Origin of the sequence: Bacillus sp. jun7 (genome assembly GCF_051034795.1) — a bacterium.
Taxonomy (GTDB): Bacteria; Bacillota; Bacilli; order Bacillales; family Bacillaceae; genus Bacillus; species Bacillus velezensis.
In genome coordinates, this window is record NZ_CP093219.1 from 1304839 (window position 1) to 1320032 (window position 15194).

Below are 15194 nucleotides of genomic sequence, written 5' to 3' on the forward strand. Positions count from 1 at the left end.
ACTCCTTAACGAGTTTGTCTATCCTTATTCTACACATTATCTCCAAAAAACGAAAATGTTTACGAGATTTTCCGTCTTGAAATATCGTGTAAGCGAGTATAAAATAAGAACAAACGTTCTCTTTTTTAAGAAAGAAGGAGTATTTATGCCTGACATTCGGAGCGGCACCCGCGATCTCATCGAAAAAGGGCTGTTTCTTCCCATGGCGGCCGCCATCCTGAACCGGGACCTCGAAGCGCTTGATTCGTGCCCGTTCAAATTAAAACAACCCTATAAACAGCTTATCAGCTGCTCTTTAAAATTAGCACAAAAGGATTTGAGTGATGTTCGAAAAGAGTTAAGAAAGCGTAAAATTAAAATATACGAAGCGGAAAGAGACGAAGCATTTACGCTTTATATATGCACCATTAACGGCTATGAAGAAAAACACCGTTATTTCAACCCGAGAATACGGGAACAGGTCACCGCCTTATTGGAATATTACCTGTCTCTTGCGACCATTTAAAAAGCAGCCGGGCCTGCTTTTCCTTTTCAAAAAATAAAATTCAGACTATTCACACTATACATTCGACATGATTTTCTTTATAATCGGGACACGCTGTTTTCAATGAAAAGGAGGAATGTTATGAAACTGATTCATGTTCTCGCCGCCCTGCCCTTTTTCGGAATTCTCGCCGGCATTCCATTTGCCAACCGGGTGACGCCTTATGTTTTCGGAATGCCTTTCATTCTCGCATATGTCGTCATCTGGGCGGTGCTGACTTCCGTTCTGATGGCCGCCGTTTACAAATTGGACAAAGAAAACAAGGCGGGTGAGACGGAATGAACGCAGCATTTCCCGTAATGGCCGCCGTGCTCCTGTTTTGTGTATATCTCGGAATCCGGGCCCGAAAAGGAAAACATATGGACCTTGAACAATGGACGGTGGGCGGACGCGGCTTCGGCACGATGTTTGTCTTTTTATTAATGGCGGGAGAAATATACACGACCTTTACATTCCTCGGCGGAAGCGGATGGGCTTACGGAAAAGGAGGCCCGGCCTTTTATATTATCGCGTACGGCTGTCTTGCCTACATTTTGTCATATTGGCTTCTGCCAGCCGTGTGGACTTACGCCAAACAACACAAACTGATGTCGCAATCAGATTTTTTTATTTCAAAATACAACAGCCCGCTCCTCGGCATTCTCGTATCGCTCGTCGGCATCGCATCCCTCATCCCCTATCTCGTCCTGCAGCTGAAAGGGCTCGGATTAATTGTTTCAGCAACGTCATACGGACAGATTCCGCCCTCCGCCGCTGTCTGGATCGGCGCTGTCTCCATCACGATTTATGTGATGATTTCAGGAATCCACGGTTCAGCGTGGATATCCGTCGTCAAAGATATCATGATTTTAGGCATCGTCCTGTATTTAGGTATTTATCTGCCCATTCATTATTACGGCGGGTTTACGGAGATGTTCAAACAAATTGACGCCGCAAAACCCGGTTTTCTCACGCTGCCGGAAACCGGACAGAGCGTTTCCTGGTTCAGCTCAACGGTTTTGCTGACCGCCCTCGGCTTTTATATGTGGCCTCATACCTTTGCCGCTTCCTATTCGGCGGAGCATCCGCGGGTGTTTCGGAAAAACGCGATCATCATGCCTCTTTATCAGCTCGTCCTGCTGTTTGTCATCTTTACCGGATTTGCGGCGATTCTGCAGGTGCCCGGTTTAAAAGGGGCGGACACGGATCTCGCCTTATTAAAGCTGTCTGTGAAAACCTTTGATCCCTGGTTTGTCGGGCTGATCGGATCGGCGGGCATCCTGACGGCGCTTGTACCCGGTTCAATGATATTAATGGCCTCAAGCACGCTGTTCGCCAAAAATGTGTACAAAGCCATTCTGCCCGGCACGACTGACGAAAAAGTCTCACGGCTCGCAAAATACGCCGTACCCGTTATCGCGCTGATTTCCGTATATTTTACGCTGAAAGGCGGAAATACCATCGTCACCTTGCTTTTAATGGGCTACAGCCTTGTCACCCAGCTTTTCCCCGCCCTCTTATTCAGCCTGCCGAAGCGGCGTTTCATCACAAGCCACGGCGCTTTTGCCGGCATAACGGCCGGGGTCGGAACAGTGGCCTTCATTACGCTGACCGAATCAACCGTCGGAACCCTCTTTCCGTTTCTTCCGCAGATCGTTAAGGATATGAATACAGGCATCATCGCGCTGGTTCTGAACATTGCCGTCATGTTTGCCGTCAGCGCCGCAGTCAGAAAAAAACAAATCAGCGCAGCCGAAAAGGCGGCTTAATGATAAAATAGCGGTAAGACACATGAAGGGGGAAAGCCGCATGATCATGACAACGACCGAAACCGTCGCCGGAAAACAGATTACGGAAGTAAAAGGCTTGGTGACAAGCAGTATCGTCCAGTCCCGTCACATCGGAAAAGATTTGCTTGCAGGCTTAAAATCTGTCGTCGGCGGCGAATTGAAAAGCTATACCGAAATGCTGGAAGACTCCAAAAAAGCGGTGAAAGAGCGGCTGATCAGAGAGGCGGAGCAGCTCGGAGCGAACGCCATCGTCGGCCTGCGGTTCGAACTGACCGCAGGACAGAACACATCCGAATTAATCGGATACGGAACCGCCGTCACCGCCGAATCCGTTTAAAAAAACAAGCCTCTTTAAAGAGGCTTGTTTTTTTATTTCTCACATGCGATATAGTCTTTATCCCGGTCAAGTCTTTTATTTGCATTATAAAGCGCTTTTGATACATACGGCTTGTACTTTGTTCTGCCGCCCTTGTTTTTCACTTTCGACGATTTGGCCACGCCGCCCTTATACACCTTATTCAGCGCCTTACAGTTTTGATACGTTTTTACCTTTGTTTTCGCTTCTGCCGTCTGCCCCGCTCCGTATGAACAACCGAACACCAGGCCGAAAGACAAAAGCACAGCTGCCGTCTTTTTCATTTCTATCCTATCCCCTTTCCTGAATCATGTTGTATGACTGAACATATCATAGTTCAAATAATCTCCATTTACAAGATAAATAGGAAAATAGTTTTAATTTACGTCCGCCCGTATATCTTTTATGGAATTTTTCCCAAAACCTTTTATAATATGAATTGATAGCGCTATCTGACTATGATGATAGGAGGAGAAATGATGATGAAAAAAGGGCTTGTTGCGGGTGTTCTCACTACAGCCGTTCTATTCGGCGCATGTACGGCGGATATTCCGGGGGTGATCAGTCCCAATACGGCGGAAGCGGCGTCCCAGCTCAGTAAAGGAATCGGCGGAAGGGCCTATCTGAACAGCACGGGCTCAGTTCTCGTCACGAAAATTCAGCTTCCAAGCTCGATTCAGGTGTCAAATGGGACAGCCTATATTTACTCAGGATTTACCGGAGGCACAGAGGCTGATATCGGGCTTCAGTACAGTGACACCTATCATGTATGGAAACCGATCATGAAAGTCGGTTCAAAGGGACAAGGCCAGGTCCGGTATCTGGAAGGAGAAAGCCAATTCACTTATACGAAAGGCTTCCGGCCCGGCAGCACCGTACAGCTGACCATTTACAAAAATCTGAACGGCAATACCCGCGCCACATATTGGGGCACGAATAATGACGGATACACCGGCCGCATCATCTCAGAACTCGCCCAAACCAATGTAGGCTCTGTCTCAAAATGGAAAGCGCTCGCCACCGTCGCGGTCACATCAGAGGATCAGCGCCCTTACATCAAATCAAACTTCTCGACAGCCTTTACGAACATCACGATCGACAATAAAGCAGTCACACCTGTGATTGATACACAGGATTTTGCCAAATTGACAGTGTCAGGCAGCAGCGTCAGCATGTCTGTCGTCAAATAAAGAATTTTGAACGCACGATTTCTGTCATCGTGCGTTTCGTAAGGGTCTGCCGGATACGCAAATCCCTTATTTTTCGGATTACGTTTAATAAAAAAACAGCCCTCCTCAGGGTTGTTTTTTTAACATTTCTTTCATTATTTCCGCCAAAACGCTGAGCAGTCCGCCTTATCCTTGATATTAAATTGAATCATGCGTTCAAGCAGCTCATAATACACCGGTTCAGTCCATTGAATTCTGAACAAACGGGAAGTAGCGCTGTAGCCGGCACGGGCAATGTCGTCGGCAAAATGCGCAATTCCAGCTTCTTCGGGAGAAACACTTACATGATGCTTTGCTGCCGCAAAGCCGATAATAAACGTGCCGTGATCGGTAAACATCGGCGTGTTCCACTTGATCTGCGGTGTTAAACCCGGGAATTGCTCAGACGTCCACGACAGGATTTCCTCCATTCGCAGACGATGGTCAGGGCTGTCGATACTTGATAAATAGTCTTTGAAAACGTCCATGTCTTCCTCCTTCAACATCACGTCCGCTAACGCCAAAACCCCGGATTTTCAGCTTTTTCTTTGATGTTAAATTCGATGATCTTCTTAAGCAGATCATAGTGCACCGGATCAGTCCACCGAATTCTGAACAGGCGTGAAGAAGCGCTGTACCCGGCTTGGGCGATGTCATCGGCAAAATGCTCCATCGTCTCTTTTTCAGGTAAAATGCTCAAATGATTTTTTGCCGCGGCAAACATAATGATATAGGTGCCGTGATCGGTAAATGTCGGTTTGTTCCACTTGATCTGCGCTTCTAAGTTCGGAAATTGGTCAGCCGTCCACGACAAAATTTCCTCTGCTTTGAGACGGTGATCCGGGTTATCGATTTCTGATACATATTTTGCAAACACATCCATGCCCATCTCTCCTAAAATGAATTATCATTACTCTTTACATCATCATAGCCAACAGACGGACACGATACAACTCTATCCGGGCATGTAAATCGAAGCCCTTCCCAAAAGGAAAGGGCCCGTCCCTTCACATCACAGCTTTCTCTAATATCTCTCCCCCAGCTCCCGCAAAATAAAGTCGTAGATCATTCTTGTCCGCTCTTCTTTCGGATACAGCATGAATTCCTGCCGCTTCGGGATATGACTGCCCATCCTGTCCTGAAAAGTGGTTCTGAGATAGGCGGTTCTGTAAACCTGATTTTCAAAAGAATGATAGGATACTTCCAGTTCCATCGTTTTGCCGTTTGAGAACGTGACCGCTGTGTCATCAAATGCCGTCGGTTGAAAATCTTTAACGTGCACATGAGATATCCAGCCGCATTGAGGCCTTGCAGAAGAAAGTGTAGGGAATAAAAAGATGTGATTTGAAGGGTCCACCATAATCGGCGGCTTGTGAGAAATTTTAATCGCTTCATATGTTCCCGCTTTTCTCCCGGCATAGCTGGAGCCAAAGTAGCGGCAGCTTCTGTCGATGATGTGAATCGGCTTCATGCTGACATACAGAATGCAGTCTTTTTCAATGACCTTCGACCCCATTTTACCGTCTATTTCCTCAGGCAAAACAGCGATGGTTGAACGATTTACTTCGTAGCTTTCTAAGGGTGCGTGTGTTTTCTGGCACATGATGTGCAGCCTCCAATCCTTTTCTTGAAAATTTATACTAATAATCTATCATCTGTCATTGGAAAACGACAGGTTTTTTTTGAATATAGCTAAAAATCACCTTTTAAAGCTGTAATTTAGTCTTAAATTACTATTTAAATATTATTTTTCTTTTTCATTTCACCTCATTTATACAATGATCATTTTCGTTTTTTCGTCAATTTGCAGGATATGTCGATATATTTCCAAGTATTAGTTGTCTAAAGATTATAAAAATTAATTGATTTTTCCGGCCGTTATCCATATACTATAAAAAAGGCATTGGGGGGATTCTTTATGAAAGAGAAAAAGTCGTACACTGAGCTCATGAAGTCCCGCAACACGGAAAAAGCAAACGAATTCGATGTGACAATGGCCGATATTTACATTCAAATGGTGCTTGATGAATCCTTGTATAAACGCCGGATTGCCATGCTGACAATGCAGATTAATAAGGCGCTTGATGATAAAAATAAAGAAGCGTTCCTCACGCTTTCAAAAGAATATGCCGCTCTCAAACAGAGTGAATAAGCCAATCCATATGGATTGGCTTTTTTTACATTATCCGTTTACGATGGTGCCGCCGTTCACATGAATCGTCTGTCCCGTGACATAGGAAGAATCATCGCTTGCTAAGTACAAATAGCTCGGCGCCACTTCAACAGGCTCTCCCGGGCGCTGCATCGGCACGTCTGAGCCGAAGACTTCCACTTCCTTCGCCGAGAAGCTCGCCGGGATCAGCGGCGTCCAGATCGGCCCCGGCGCCACTGCGTTTACCCTGATGCCCTGAGTGACAAGAGATTGGGAAAGAGATCTTGTAAACGTGACGATCGCCCCTTTTGTCGCTGAATAGTCAATCAATGTTTTGTGGCCTTTATAGGCGGTAATGGAGGCCGTATTAATGATTGAACTTCCTCTTTTCAGGTGAGGGAGCGCGGCTTTCGTCAAGTAAAACATTGAAAAAATATTCGTCTGAAACGTTCTGATGAGCTGGTGGCTCGTGATTTTCTCAATCCCCGGCTGCACGTGCTGCTCACCCGCGTTGTTGACCAGGATGTCAATGGAAGGAAAGGCTTGGCCCGCCTGGCGGATGACATCGTTGCAAAAGGCTTCGTCGCCGACATCCCCTGCGATCAGCAGACACTTCGCCCCTTCTTTTTCTACATATTGCTTCGTCTCTTCGGCATCCTGATGCTCATCAAAGTAAACGATGACCACATTAGCGCCTTCCTTTGCGAATAAAACGGATACGGCGCGGCCGATCCCGCTGTCTCCGCCCGTGATGATCGCCGTTTTCCCTTCAAGTTTTTTCTCCGCTTTCGGTTTGTCAAAAACGGGGCGTGGGTCCATTACATATTCAAAGCCCGGCTGCCGGTTTTGATGCTGCGGCGGCAAGGTTTTCTTCTTCTGATTCGCCATTTTGATCACTCCTTTACATTAATTACTATATTATGAGTAATTTGAGCATCTTATACGAATTTCATGTATGAACAGAGTCTTATTGGAAAAATTAAGAATATACAACAGAGGAGGTAAATCTGAATTGACTACTTTTTCAAACGAGGAACCGGCTTCCTATTGGAAAGCAACAGCTGACATTCCTTCCTTTCCCGCCCTCACTGAAGATACGGAATGTGACGTTGCGGTGATCGGCGGAGGAATTACGGGCCTGACAACGGCATACGAACTGACGAAAAGAGGTTTCCGTGTCGCTGTCATTGAAGCAGACCGGATTTTAAACGGGACGACCGCGGGCACGACCGCAAAAATCACCGCCCAGCATGATTTCATCTATGCCGATCTTATTCAGCAGATCGGCCTGACCAGCGCAAGGCTGTATTTCGAAGCCCATCTCCGCGCCATGGAAGACATGAAGCAGATCATCAAGGACCTTTCGATTGACTGCAGACTGATTGAACAAGACGCATATCTTTACACCAATACAGAATCAGGCGTCAAAAAAATGCGCAGTGAGCAAGAAGCTTATACCAAGCTCGGTATTGAACACGAGCTTGTGAAAGAACTTCCCGTCCCCGTTGATTGCAGGCTCGGCCTCGCCATGAAGAATCAGGCGCAATTCCATCCGCTTTTATATGGTGCGGCGCTCGTCAAAGAGATCGTTAAAAACGGGGCGCGGATTTTTGAACAGACGGCTGCGATCGACATAAAAAAAGAACCGCACCCGGAAGTGGTCACGAAAAACAGACACGGCATCAAGTGCAGCTACATTGTCTGCGCTTCCCACTTTCCTTTTTATGACGGAGGCGGGCTTTATGCCGCCAGAATGTATGCCAGCAGATCCTACGTACTCGCGGTAAAACCGAAACAAGCGTATCCGGACGGGATGTATCTCAGCATAGACAAGCCGTCCAGATCACTGCGATACACCGATTTGAACGGTGAAAAACTGGTGCTTGTCGGCGGTGAAAGCCACAAAACAGGCCAAGGAAAAGAAATGTCCGGGCATTACGAAGCGCTGAAACAATTTGCGGAAGACACAATCGGAGTTGAAAGCATCCCATATCATTGGTCTGCACAAGACCTTGTCACCATTGACAAAATTCCGTTCATCGGTCCGATCTCAGGCGATGAAGAACATATTTTGGCGGCGACCGGTTTTAAAAAATGGGGCATGACAAGCTCAGCGCTCGCCGCGAAGCTTTTGGCTGATCATATTCAAAACAAAAAGAACCCGTTTTCCGGCCTGTTTATTCCGTCACGCTTCCACGCAGATCCCGGACTGAAAAAACTGATTTCCTATAATGCCGACGTGGCCAAACACCTTATCTCGGGCAAACTTGAGAGGCCGGACGCTTCGCCTGAGAGTCTTGGGCCCGGGGAGGGAAAAATCGTAACGGTAAACGGCAAACGGGCCGGCGCCTATAAAGATGAAAAAGGCTGTCTGCATCTTGTCGATACGACATGCACCCATTTAGGCTGTGAGGTTGAATGGAATGACGGTGAACGGACGTGGGACTGTCCATGTCACGGGTCCCGGTTCACACCCGACGGCGGGGTTGCCGAAGGTCCCGCCATCAAGCCGCTGAAACGTCTCACCCAAGATTGACTAAACCATTCTGTACGAATGGTTTTATTTTTTTCCGCATTAAAATATTTTTATCAGATTCCTTCATTCAAGTTCCTTCCAAACCGATAAAAAGAAAAAGAGAATATCTGGGGGAACTAATATTGTTATTTAAAAAAGACCGCAAAAAAGAAACAGCATATTTTTCAGAAGCCGATGGAAAAAAACGCATCGCGCTTTCAAATCAATATGCAGATGTCCAAAAACAGCTGAAAATGGTCAGGCTCGGAAACGAAGAACTTCATGTGCTTGAAGAGCTGCAGCCGTTAATTAAAGAACATATCTCAACAATCGTCGATTCCTTTTACCGAAACCTGGATCACGAAAAATCATTAATGACGATCATTAACGACCACAGCACGGTCGAGCGCCTGAAAAAAACATTACGGCGTCATATCCATGAGATGTTCGCCGGCACGATTGATGATGAATTCATTGAAAAAAGACAGCGCATCGCTTCCATCCACTTGCGGATCGGCCTTGAACCGAAATGGTATATGGGAGCGTTTCAGGATCTGCTTCTGTCGATGATGAACATATATGAAGCAACCATTCCGGATTTGCATGAGCTTTTAAAAGCGATCAAAGCGACGACGAAAATATTGAATCTTGAACAGCAGCTCGTCCTTGAAGCATTCCAGACTGAATATAACTGCCAGCGTGACGAACAAGAGGAAAAGAAAGCCCGCCTTCATCAGAAAATCCAGGAAACTTCCGGATCACTCGCTGATTTGTTTTCAGAAACGAGCAGAGCCGTGCAGGAGCTGGTCGATAAATCTGAGGGCATTTCCGAGGCGTCAAAAGCCGGCACCGTCACTTCCGTACATGTCGAAGAAAAATCAATCGGCGGGAAAAAAGAGCTTGAAAGCCAGCAGCAGCAGATGAATAAAATCGACGCCAGCCTTCTGCAGATTGAAGAAGAAATGGACAAGCTGAATGACATCGCCCAGCAGATCGAAAAAATCTTCGGCATCGTGACGGGGATCGCCGAGCAAACGAATCTCCTGTCACTCAACGCTTCAATAGAATCCGCGAGAGCCGGGGAGCATGGCAAAGGGTTCGCCGTTGTCGCGACGGAGGTAAGGAAGCTTTCAGAGGATACGAAAAAAACTGTTTCCACCGTATCAGAGCTCGTGAACAATACCAATACACAAATCAACATCGTGTCCAAACATATTAAAGATGTAAACGGACTTGTAAGCGAAACGAAAGAAAAAATGACGCAGATCAACCGTCTGTTTGATGACATCGTCCAAAGCATGAAAACGAGCAAAGACCAGACAGGCAAAATCGACGTTGATTTGCAGGCCTTTCTCGGCGGCCTTCAAGAAGTCAGCCGCGCCGTTTCCCACGTTGCATCATCCGTTGATTCACTTGTTATCCTTACAGAAGAATAAAGATAAACCGACCGGCCTTTTTCATAAAAGGCCGGTCTTTTTAATGTTAACTTAAAATATAATAGAGTTGACATATATAAAGACTCGCTTTATTGTATAAACATATTTTGATAAGCTGGAGGAATACATAATGAAATTGACAGAAATGATGCATATTGCCGTGTTTACCGCCATTATGGGACTTTTGGGGCTGCTTCCGCCGCTTTTCTTATCCTTTACGCCGGTTCCGATTACGCTCCAGACGATCGGTGTGCTCTTATCGGGAAGCATCCTGAAACCGAAAGCGGCGTTTTTAAGCCAATTGCTTTTTTTGCTGATTGTGGCATGCGGAGCGCCTCTCCTTTCAGGCGGAAGAGGCGGGTTCGGGGTTTTTTTCGGGCCGAGCGCCGGATATCTCATCGCATATCCGCTGGCGGCATTACTGCTGAGCCTCAGCACCCAAGGCCTTCGCTCAGCTGCTGTCCCCCATTTGTTTATCAGACAGTTCTTGTTCGGCGTGCTGTTTTTGTATGTCATCGGCATTCCCGTTCAGGCTTTTATAATGCACATTGATATCTTGACTGCCGTAAAGCTCAGCCTCATCTATGTGCCCGGAGATCTGCTTAAAGCGGCCGCAGCCTCATTCGCAGCCGTAAGAATCAGAAAAACTCTTCAAGCAAGCCGGCTTTTGCCGACGAAAGGAAGCTGATTTTAGTCATCATGATTACATCATCATATTCAGATACAGCCGGACAAGCGCCGGAACGGATCGCAATTCAGACAGAAACAGAACAGATCACCTATCAAACTTGGAACAGGCTAGTAAACCAAACCGCAAACTGGCTTGGCAGCCTTTCAGATAAGCCGGAAAACATTGCAATATTACTGCCGAACGGCATCCCATTTTTACAACTTTTCGCAGGGGCGGCGCATGCCGGCTGCACGGCGGTTCCGTTAGATCCCCGCTCGGCTGCGGCGGAACTCGCGGACCAGCTGCACATCAGCAAAACCGACCTCGTCATCTGTGACCGCCGGCTGAGCGGCAGACTGGACGGCATCAAAACGCCTGTCATCCTGTGGGATGAATGCAGGCCTTTGATCGAGGCGGAAAAAACGGAAGGCACTTTTATCAAAAACACCGGCCTGCCCTTTTATACCGGATTCACCTCGGGATCGACCGGTAAGCCGAAAGCCTTCACCCGCTCTCACCGTTCGTGGCTGGAGAGCTTTTCTTGTACGAAACGTGAATTCGGCATTTCCCCTGATGACAAAGTGCTGGTACCGGGCACGCTTCGCTCGTCACACTTTTTATACGGCGCCGTCAGCACTTTGTTTATCGGCGGAACCGTCCTCCTTCAAAGAAAATTCAATCCGGCCGGAATGAAAGACCGGCTCAGACAAGCTGACGTTCTATATACCGTTCCGACAATGACGGACGCCCTGCTCTCACTAGAGGCGTTTCCGGATACACCGCTCAAGGTGATTTCTTCCGGTGCAGACTGGCCCGCTTCGTCAAAACAAGCGCTGTCAGAGCGCTATCCCCATTTACGGTTGTACGATTTTTACGGAACGTCTGAGCTGAGTTTCGTGGCGTTCTTATCGCCTGAAGACAGCGTCCGGAAGCCTGACGCGGCGGGCCGTCCGTTTGAAAATGTTACAATCGAAATCCGCCGGCCCGGCGGAGAACGCTGCATGCCGGGCGAAACGGGGAAGATTTTTGTGAACAGCCCGATGAAATTTTCCGGATACATCAACGGCGCAAAGCCTGATGATTCCGGCTGGATGACGGTTGATGACATGGGATATATCGATCATGAAGGCTATCTTTATATCGAAGGACGTGAAAACGGGATGATCGTATCAGGCGGCCTGAATGTATTCCCGGAAGAGATAGAACGTGTGCTCAACCGCTGTCCGGGCGTCAGAAAAGCGGCCGTCATCGGCATTCCTGATGATTATTGGGGCAGCATCGCCGTTGCGGTGATCGACGGACATGCAAATGTAAAGGAACTGAAGAAACAGTGCCGCGAGCAGCTGGCGGCATATAAAATCCCGAAAAAGTGGCTGTTTTCAGAAATACCGGAAACAGCCGGCGGAAAGATCGCCCGTGCCGCCGTACAAAAGCAGGCAAAGGACATGATGGAATGGAAGCTGTAATTACGGATGCGAAACGGACGATTTTCGCCCGGGAAAACGGCCTGTTAAAAGACTGTCTCCCCGAAGATTTGGCAGCTCCGCTGATCCGACATTTGAGCCGGAACATGCCCGAAGACATTGATGAAGTCCTGATCGGAAACGCGACGGGCCGCGGCGGGAACCTCGCCCGGCTGTCAGCCTTGGCCGCCGGGCTTCCTTTGAGCGTGTCCGGTACGGCCATCGACAGGCAGTGCGGTTCCGGATTGGACGCCGTGAGAATCGCGTGCCACTTTGTTAAAGCCGGCGCGGGGAGCACATACATCGCGGGAGGAGCGGAGAGCAGCAGCCGTTCCCCTTTCTCATCCCGGGCGCGCTTTTCTCCTGAACACATCGGCGATCCTGATATGGGCATAGCGGCCGAGTATACGGCACAGGCTTACGGCGTAACGAGAAAGATGCAGGACGAATATGCCCTTCTCAGCTATGAACGGAGCGTCAAAGCGCACGAAGACGGCTTGTACCGCCGGGAAATTCTCCCCTGTCACGGATTCGCCGCTGACGAAAACATGCTGAAAAAGCGGAACATGGAGCCTCTCATCGCCCGCGCCAAACCCGTCTTTCAGTCCGGAGGCTCTGTCACCGCGGCCAACAGCTGCGGAATTTCTGACGGGGCGGCTGCAGTTTGTGTGATGGAAGAACAAAAAGCGCGGTCTCTCGGTTTAAAGCCGGGATTGCGTTTTATCGGAAGCGCGGTAAGCGGCGTCCATCCGCATTATCCGTCAGCAGCTCCGGTTTATGCCGTCAAAAAGCTTTTGAAGGAACGGGACCTGTCACCGGATGATATTGATATATACGAAATCAACGAGGCGTTTGCCGTCAAAATATGCGTTTTTTCACAGCAGCTTCAAGTGCCGTATTCTAAAATAAATGTCCGGGGCGGCGCTCTGGCCGTCGGGCATCCGTACGGGGCTTCCGGGGCGGCGCTTATCACCCGGCTTTTTTATGAAGCAAAAAGACGCCCGGATGCCCGCTACGCAGCAGCAGCGATCGGCAGCGGAGGCGGAGTCGGACTGGCGCTTCTCTTTGAAGTGTTAACGTAACGGCAGTATAATAGATGATATCGATAAAAAATGATCGGAGTGGAGACTTTATGACTGCCGTTTGTTTAGTAAGACATGGAGAGACTGATTGGAATGCCCAAAAGAAGCTTCAAGGCAAATCGGATATTCCGTTAAATGCGACGGGAGAGCGTCAGGCGAAAGAAACAGGAGAGTACTTAAAGGGGTCCGAATGGGATGTCATCGTCTCGAGCCCGATGAAACGGGCCAGAAAAACGGCTGACATTATTAACGGGTTTTTGAATCTTCCCATTGTCGTCATGGAAGATTTCAGAGAACGGAGCTACGGTGATGCGGAAGGAATGTCTTTACCGGAACGGTCGAAGCGCTACCCGGATAAAAACTACCCGAACATGGAGACCGCAGAAGAGCTGACAGACAGAATGCTTGCCGGTTTAGTGAAAGTTCAGGAGCGGTTTCCTGAGCAAAAAGTACTGATCGTCGCTCACGGCGCAGCCATTCACGCCCTCTTGTCCGCCATTTCTGACGGTGATACCGACATACAAAACGCAAAGCTTGTCAATGCGTGCCTGAGCAATATCGAACGAATTGAAAATAAGTGGCGCGTCAAAGATTACAATGTAAGCAGCCACCTATCAGAATCATAACAAAAAGGCCCGAATTAGTTTTGGGCCTTTTTGGCGAGCATTTTTTTCTGCAGATCATGTAATACGGCGTCCGCACCGTCAATGCTCCGGCGCTCCGTCCATACCGCCCTGTCCGCGCGGTAAACGCGGCCGTTTTTTACGGCAGTCAGCTGTTTCCAGAGGTGATTTTTTTCGAGTTCTTTCTCACCGTCCAATAGTACGATGTAATCAGGATCGATATGCAAAAGCTGCCCGGGCGTCATTTTGATAGCGCCTGATTTCCCGCCGGAATCTGTCTGGACCGCATATGTAAACCCTGCGAGCGTCATAAGCCGGGATGTGAAAAACCGGTCATCCTTTACGGAAATGCTGCCATTTGCAGCGTCAATTAATAAAATCGTGCCGCCTTCTGCATCCAGCTTTCTTTTGATGTCATTCAGCTTTTCTTCCTGAGCCGACAATTGTTTCTCTATGATGCCCTCTTTACCGACCGCCTTTTCAATGGTAAGGGCAGCATCAACCGCATCCTGATAATCCGCAGCTTCATTTTTTAAAGCGATTGTCGGAGCGATCTTTGTCAGCTCATGGTATATCCCCCTGTGCAGGCTTGAGTCTGCAATGATGAGATCGGGTTTTAACGAAGTGATCTTTTTCAAATCGGGATGTGACGGAGGCCCGACGGACGGACTGCCGTCGTTTCGCTCTTTCCGGTTATCCGCCGCGGCCGCCGGCTTTATGCCGAGATCATGGAGGGTGTCAATAAAGCCCTCATTCAATACGGCGATGCGCTGCGGGTGCGCAGCCACATGCGCGGTCCCCAGATCGTGCCTGACGGCGGTTTCATGTTCCTGTTCTGAGCATGCCGTTATGAAGAGAACGGATAAGATCATCAGCATACTGAAAATTAGTTTCATCTGCTCCCCCTCTTTCGTTTTTCCGCAATTATATCATTGACAATATAAGTATCAATGATATTCAATATCATTATTTTCATAAAATGGTTTCACAGCTTTCTCCGTCAAGAAAGCCAAAGACTGATTCATGCCGGCCGCTTTATTTCATTCCGCTTTCGATTCCATCAGACTTCTGCATTCAACAAAAGGTGACATTTATCCTGTTTTTGCCGCAGCTCCCAAAAATGGAATCAAACCGTTCGACCCAGTAAACAAGAGAGCGATTGCCGCTGTGTACAAATACTCATGTCCTTCCATCGGTTTTTTCCATTAAAATTTAAATATTTCGGGTTCCTATTAAACGAAAGAGAGATGATATACCTAAATAGAAATAAAACAAACTGAAAAAAATTGGGTCTACTAAAATATTATTCCATACTATACAATTAATCCACAGAATAATCTGTCTATTGGTTATTCTGCAAATGAAAAAAGGAGTGGA

Annotated in this window: 18 protein-coding genes and 1 pseudogene; 13 read left to right on the forward strand and 6 right to left on the reverse strand. The window is 47.9% G+C overall.

Going from position 1 to position 15194, the window contains the following annotated elements:
• Positions 1-145 precede the first annotated feature (145 nt).
• The 4 genes from MJQ52_RS05850 to MJQ52_RS05865 all read left to right on the forward strand — a co-directional run bounded on the left by MJQ52_RS05850 (position 146) and on the right by MJQ52_RS05865 (position 2650).
• A complete protein-coding gene (locus MJQ52_RS05850) occupies positions 146-505 on the forward strand; it encodes a hypothetical protein (protein WP_012117241.1) in 360 nt (119 codons plus the stop codon).
• Between the two features lie 120 nt (positions 506-625).
• Positions 626-826, forward strand: a complete 201-nt coding sequence (locus MJQ52_RS05855; protein ID WP_003155162.1) for a DUF3311 domain-containing protein — start codon at positions 626-628, stop codon at positions 824-826.
• Positions 823-2292: a sodium:solute symporter family protein gene (locus MJQ52_RS05860; protein WP_015388467.1), complete on the forward strand. Its 1470-nt coding sequence runs from the start codon at positions 823-825 to the stop codon at positions 2290-2292. Before MJQ52_RS05855 ends, MJQ52_RS05860 begins: the two co-directional genes overlap by 4 nt.
• 40 nt (positions 2293-2332) lie before the next feature.
• On the forward strand, positions 2333-2650 hold the full coding sequence (locus MJQ52_RS05865) for a YbjQ family protein (protein WP_058906686.1): 318 nt from the start codon (positions 2333-2335) through the stop codon (positions 2648-2650).
• 32 nt (positions 2651-2682) lie between these two features.
• On the opposite strand, the gene MJQ52_RS05870 is transcribed toward MJQ52_RS05865, so the two are convergent.
• Positions 2683-2952, reverse strand: coding sequence for an excalibur calcium-binding domain-containing protein (locus MJQ52_RS05870; RefSeq protein WP_003155168.1), 270 nt, complete (start codon positions 2950-2952; stop codon positions 2683-2685).
• A 195-nt stretch (positions 2953-3147) separates the two neighbouring features.
• Between MJQ52_RS05870 and MJQ52_RS05875 the strand changes: the two genes are divergently transcribed.
• Positions 3148-3858: a YrpD family protein gene (locus MJQ52_RS05875; RefSeq protein WP_003155170.1), complete on the forward strand. Its 711-nt coding sequence runs from the start codon at positions 3148-3150 to the stop codon at positions 3856-3858.
• A 134-nt stretch (positions 3859-3992) separates the two neighbouring features.
• On the opposite strand, the gene MJQ52_RS05880 is transcribed toward MJQ52_RS05875, so the two are convergent.
• The 3 genes from MJQ52_RS05880 to MJQ52_RS05890 form a co-directional block, all read right to left on the reverse strand.
• Positions 3993-4364 carry an iron chaperone gene (locus MJQ52_RS05880; RefSeq protein WP_003155172.1) on the reverse strand — a complete coding sequence of 124 codons (372 nt, stop codon included), beginning with the start codon at positions 4362-4364 and terminating at the stop codon, positions 3993-3995.
• Between the two features lie 26 nt (positions 4365-4390).
• Positions 4391-4759, reverse strand: a complete 369-nt coding sequence (locus tag MJQ52_RS05885) for an iron chaperone (RefSeq protein WP_003155175.1) — start codon at positions 4757-4759, stop codon at positions 4391-4393.
• 141 nt (positions 4760-4900) lie between these two features.
• Positions 4901-5479, reverse strand: a complete 579-nt coding sequence (locus MJQ52_RS05890) for a competence protein ComK (protein WP_003155179.1) — start codon at positions 5477-5479, stop codon at positions 4901-4903.
• Between the two features lie 315 nt (positions 5480-5794).
• On the opposite strand from MJQ52_RS05890, the gene MJQ52_RS05895 reads away from it, so the two are divergent.
• Positions 5795-6028, forward strand: a complete 234-nt coding sequence (locus MJQ52_RS05895; protein WP_003155181.1) for an IDEAL domain-containing protein — start codon at positions 5795-5797, stop codon at positions 6026-6028.
• A gap of 30 nt (positions 6029-6058) precedes the next feature.
• Here MJQ52_RS05895 and MJQ52_RS05900 read toward each other — a convergent pair whose 3' ends face one another.
• A complete protein-coding gene (locus tag MJQ52_RS05900; RefSeq protein ID WP_230639792.1) occupies positions 6059-6916 on the reverse strand; it encodes an SDR family oxidoreductase in 858 nt (285 codons plus the stop codon).
• Positions 6917-7040: 124 nt separating this feature from the next.
• Between MJQ52_RS05900 and MJQ52_RS05905 the strand changes: the two genes are divergently transcribed.
• From MJQ52_RS05905 to MJQ52_RS05935, 7 genes and pseudogenes are all read left to right on the forward strand, one after another.
• Positions 7041-8564, forward strand: coding sequence for an FAD-dependent oxidoreductase (locus MJQ52_RS05905; RefSeq protein WP_003155183.1), 1524 nt, complete (start codon positions 7041-7043; stop codon positions 8562-8564).
• Positions 8565-8797: 233 nt separating this feature from the next.
• A pseudogene (locus MJQ52_RS05910) lies at positions 8798-9172 on the forward strand (protoglobin domain-containing protein); the annotation flags it as partial.
• A 9-nt stretch (positions 9173-9181) separates the two neighbouring features.
• A complete protein-coding gene (locus MJQ52_RS05915; RefSeq protein WP_371979927.1) occupies positions 9182-9979 on the forward strand; it encodes a methyl-accepting chemotaxis protein in 798 nt (265 codons plus the stop codon).
• 130 nt (positions 9980-10109) lie between these two features.
• The gene (locus MJQ52_RS05920) at positions 10110-10667 is read left to right on the forward strand and encodes a biotin transporter BioY (protein ID WP_094247094.1); all 558 of its coding nucleotides are present in this window, start codon (positions 10110-10112) and stop codon (positions 10665-10667) included.
• Between the two features lie 11 nt (positions 10668-10678).
• Positions 10679-12115, forward strand: coding sequence for an acyl-CoA synthetase (locus MJQ52_RS05925; protein WP_094247095.1), 1437 nt, complete (start codon positions 10679-10681; stop codon positions 12113-12115).
• The gene (locus MJQ52_RS05930) at positions 12103-13194 is read left to right on the forward strand and encodes an acetyl-CoA C-acyltransferase (RefSeq protein ID WP_070081591.1); all 1092 of its coding nucleotides are present in this window, start codon (positions 12103-12105) and stop codon (positions 13192-13194) included. The genes MJQ52_RS05925 and MJQ52_RS05930 overlap by 13 nt, the downstream gene beginning before the upstream one ends.
• Positions 13195-13244: 50 nt before the next feature.
• Positions 13245-13820, forward strand: coding sequence for a histidine phosphatase family protein (locus MJQ52_RS05935; protein WP_007610462.1), 576 nt, complete (start codon positions 13245-13247; stop codon positions 13818-13820).
• A 14-nt stretch (positions 13821-13834) separates the two neighbouring features.
• Here MJQ52_RS05935 and MJQ52_RS05940 read toward each other — a convergent pair whose 3' ends face one another.
• Positions 13835-14713, reverse strand: a complete 879-nt coding sequence (locus MJQ52_RS05940; RefSeq protein WP_077722019.1) for an ABC transporter substrate-binding protein — start codon at positions 14711-14713, stop codon at positions 13835-13837.
• Between the last annotated feature and the right edge of the window lie 481 nt (positions 14714-15194).

Excerpts from the sequence above, each read along its gene's own strand:
- MJQ52_RS05850 (WP_012117241.1), top strand. The coding sequence starts at position 146 with ATGCCTGACATTCGGAGCGGCACCCGCGATCTCATCGAAAAAGGGCTG.
- MJQ52_RS05855 (WP_003155162.1), top strand. The coding sequence starts at position 626 with ATGAAACTGATTCATGTTCTCGCCGCCCTGCCCTTTTTCGGAATTCTC.
- MJQ52_RS05860 (WP_015388467.1), top strand. The coding sequence starts at position 823 with ATGAACGCAGCATTTCCCGTAATGGCCGCCGTGCTCCTGTTTTGTGTA.
- MJQ52_RS05865 (WP_058906686.1), top strand. The coding sequence starts at position 2,333 with ATGATCATGACAACGACCGAAACCGTCGCCGGAAAACAGATTACGGAA.
- MJQ52_RS05870 (WP_003155168.1), bottom strand. The coding sequence starts at position 2,952 with ATGAAAAAGACGGCAGCTGTGCTTTTGTCTTTCGGCCTGGTGTTCGGT.
- MJQ52_RS05875 (WP_003155170.1), top strand. The coding sequence starts at position 3,148 with ATGATGAAAAAAGGGCTTGTTGCGGGTGTTCTCACTACAGCCGTTCTA.
- MJQ52_RS05880 (WP_003155172.1), bottom strand. The coding sequence starts at position 4,364 with ATGGACGTTTTCAAAGACTATTTATCAAGTATCGACAGCCCTGACCAT.
- MJQ52_RS05885 (WP_003155175.1), bottom strand. The coding sequence starts at position 4,759 with ATGGATGTGTTTGCAAAATATGTATCAGAAATCGATAACCCGGATCAC.
- MJQ52_RS05890 (WP_003155179.1), bottom strand. The coding sequence starts at position 5,479 with ATGTGCCAGAAAACACACGCACCCTTAGAAAGCTACGAAGTAAATCGT.
- MJQ52_RS05895 (WP_003155181.1), top strand. The coding sequence starts at position 5,795 with ATGAAAGAGAAAAAGTCGTACACTGAGCTCATGAAGTCCCGCAACACG.
- MJQ52_RS05900 (WP_230639792.1), bottom strand. The coding sequence starts at position 6,916 with ATGGCGAATCAGAAGAAGAAAACCTTGCCGCCGCAGCATCAAAACCGG.
- MJQ52_RS05920 (WP_094247094.1), top strand. The coding sequence starts at position 10,110 with ATGAAATTGACAGAAATGATGCATATTGCCGTGTTTACCGCCATTATG.
- MJQ52_RS05925 (WP_094247095.1), top strand. The coding sequence starts at position 10,679 with ATGATTACATCATCATATTCAGATACAGCCGGACAAGCGCCGGAACGG.
- MJQ52_RS05930 (WP_070081591.1), top strand. The coding sequence starts at position 12,103 with ATGGAAGCTGTAATTACGGATGCGAAACGGACGATTTTCGCCCGGGAA.
- MJQ52_RS05935 (WP_007610462.1), top strand. The coding sequence starts at position 13,245 with ATGACTGCCGTTTGTTTAGTAAGACATGGAGAGACTGATTGGAATGCC.
- MJQ52_RS05940 (WP_077722019.1), bottom strand. The coding sequence starts at position 14,713 with ATGAAACTAATTTTCAGTATGCTGATGATCTTATCCGTTCTCTTCATA.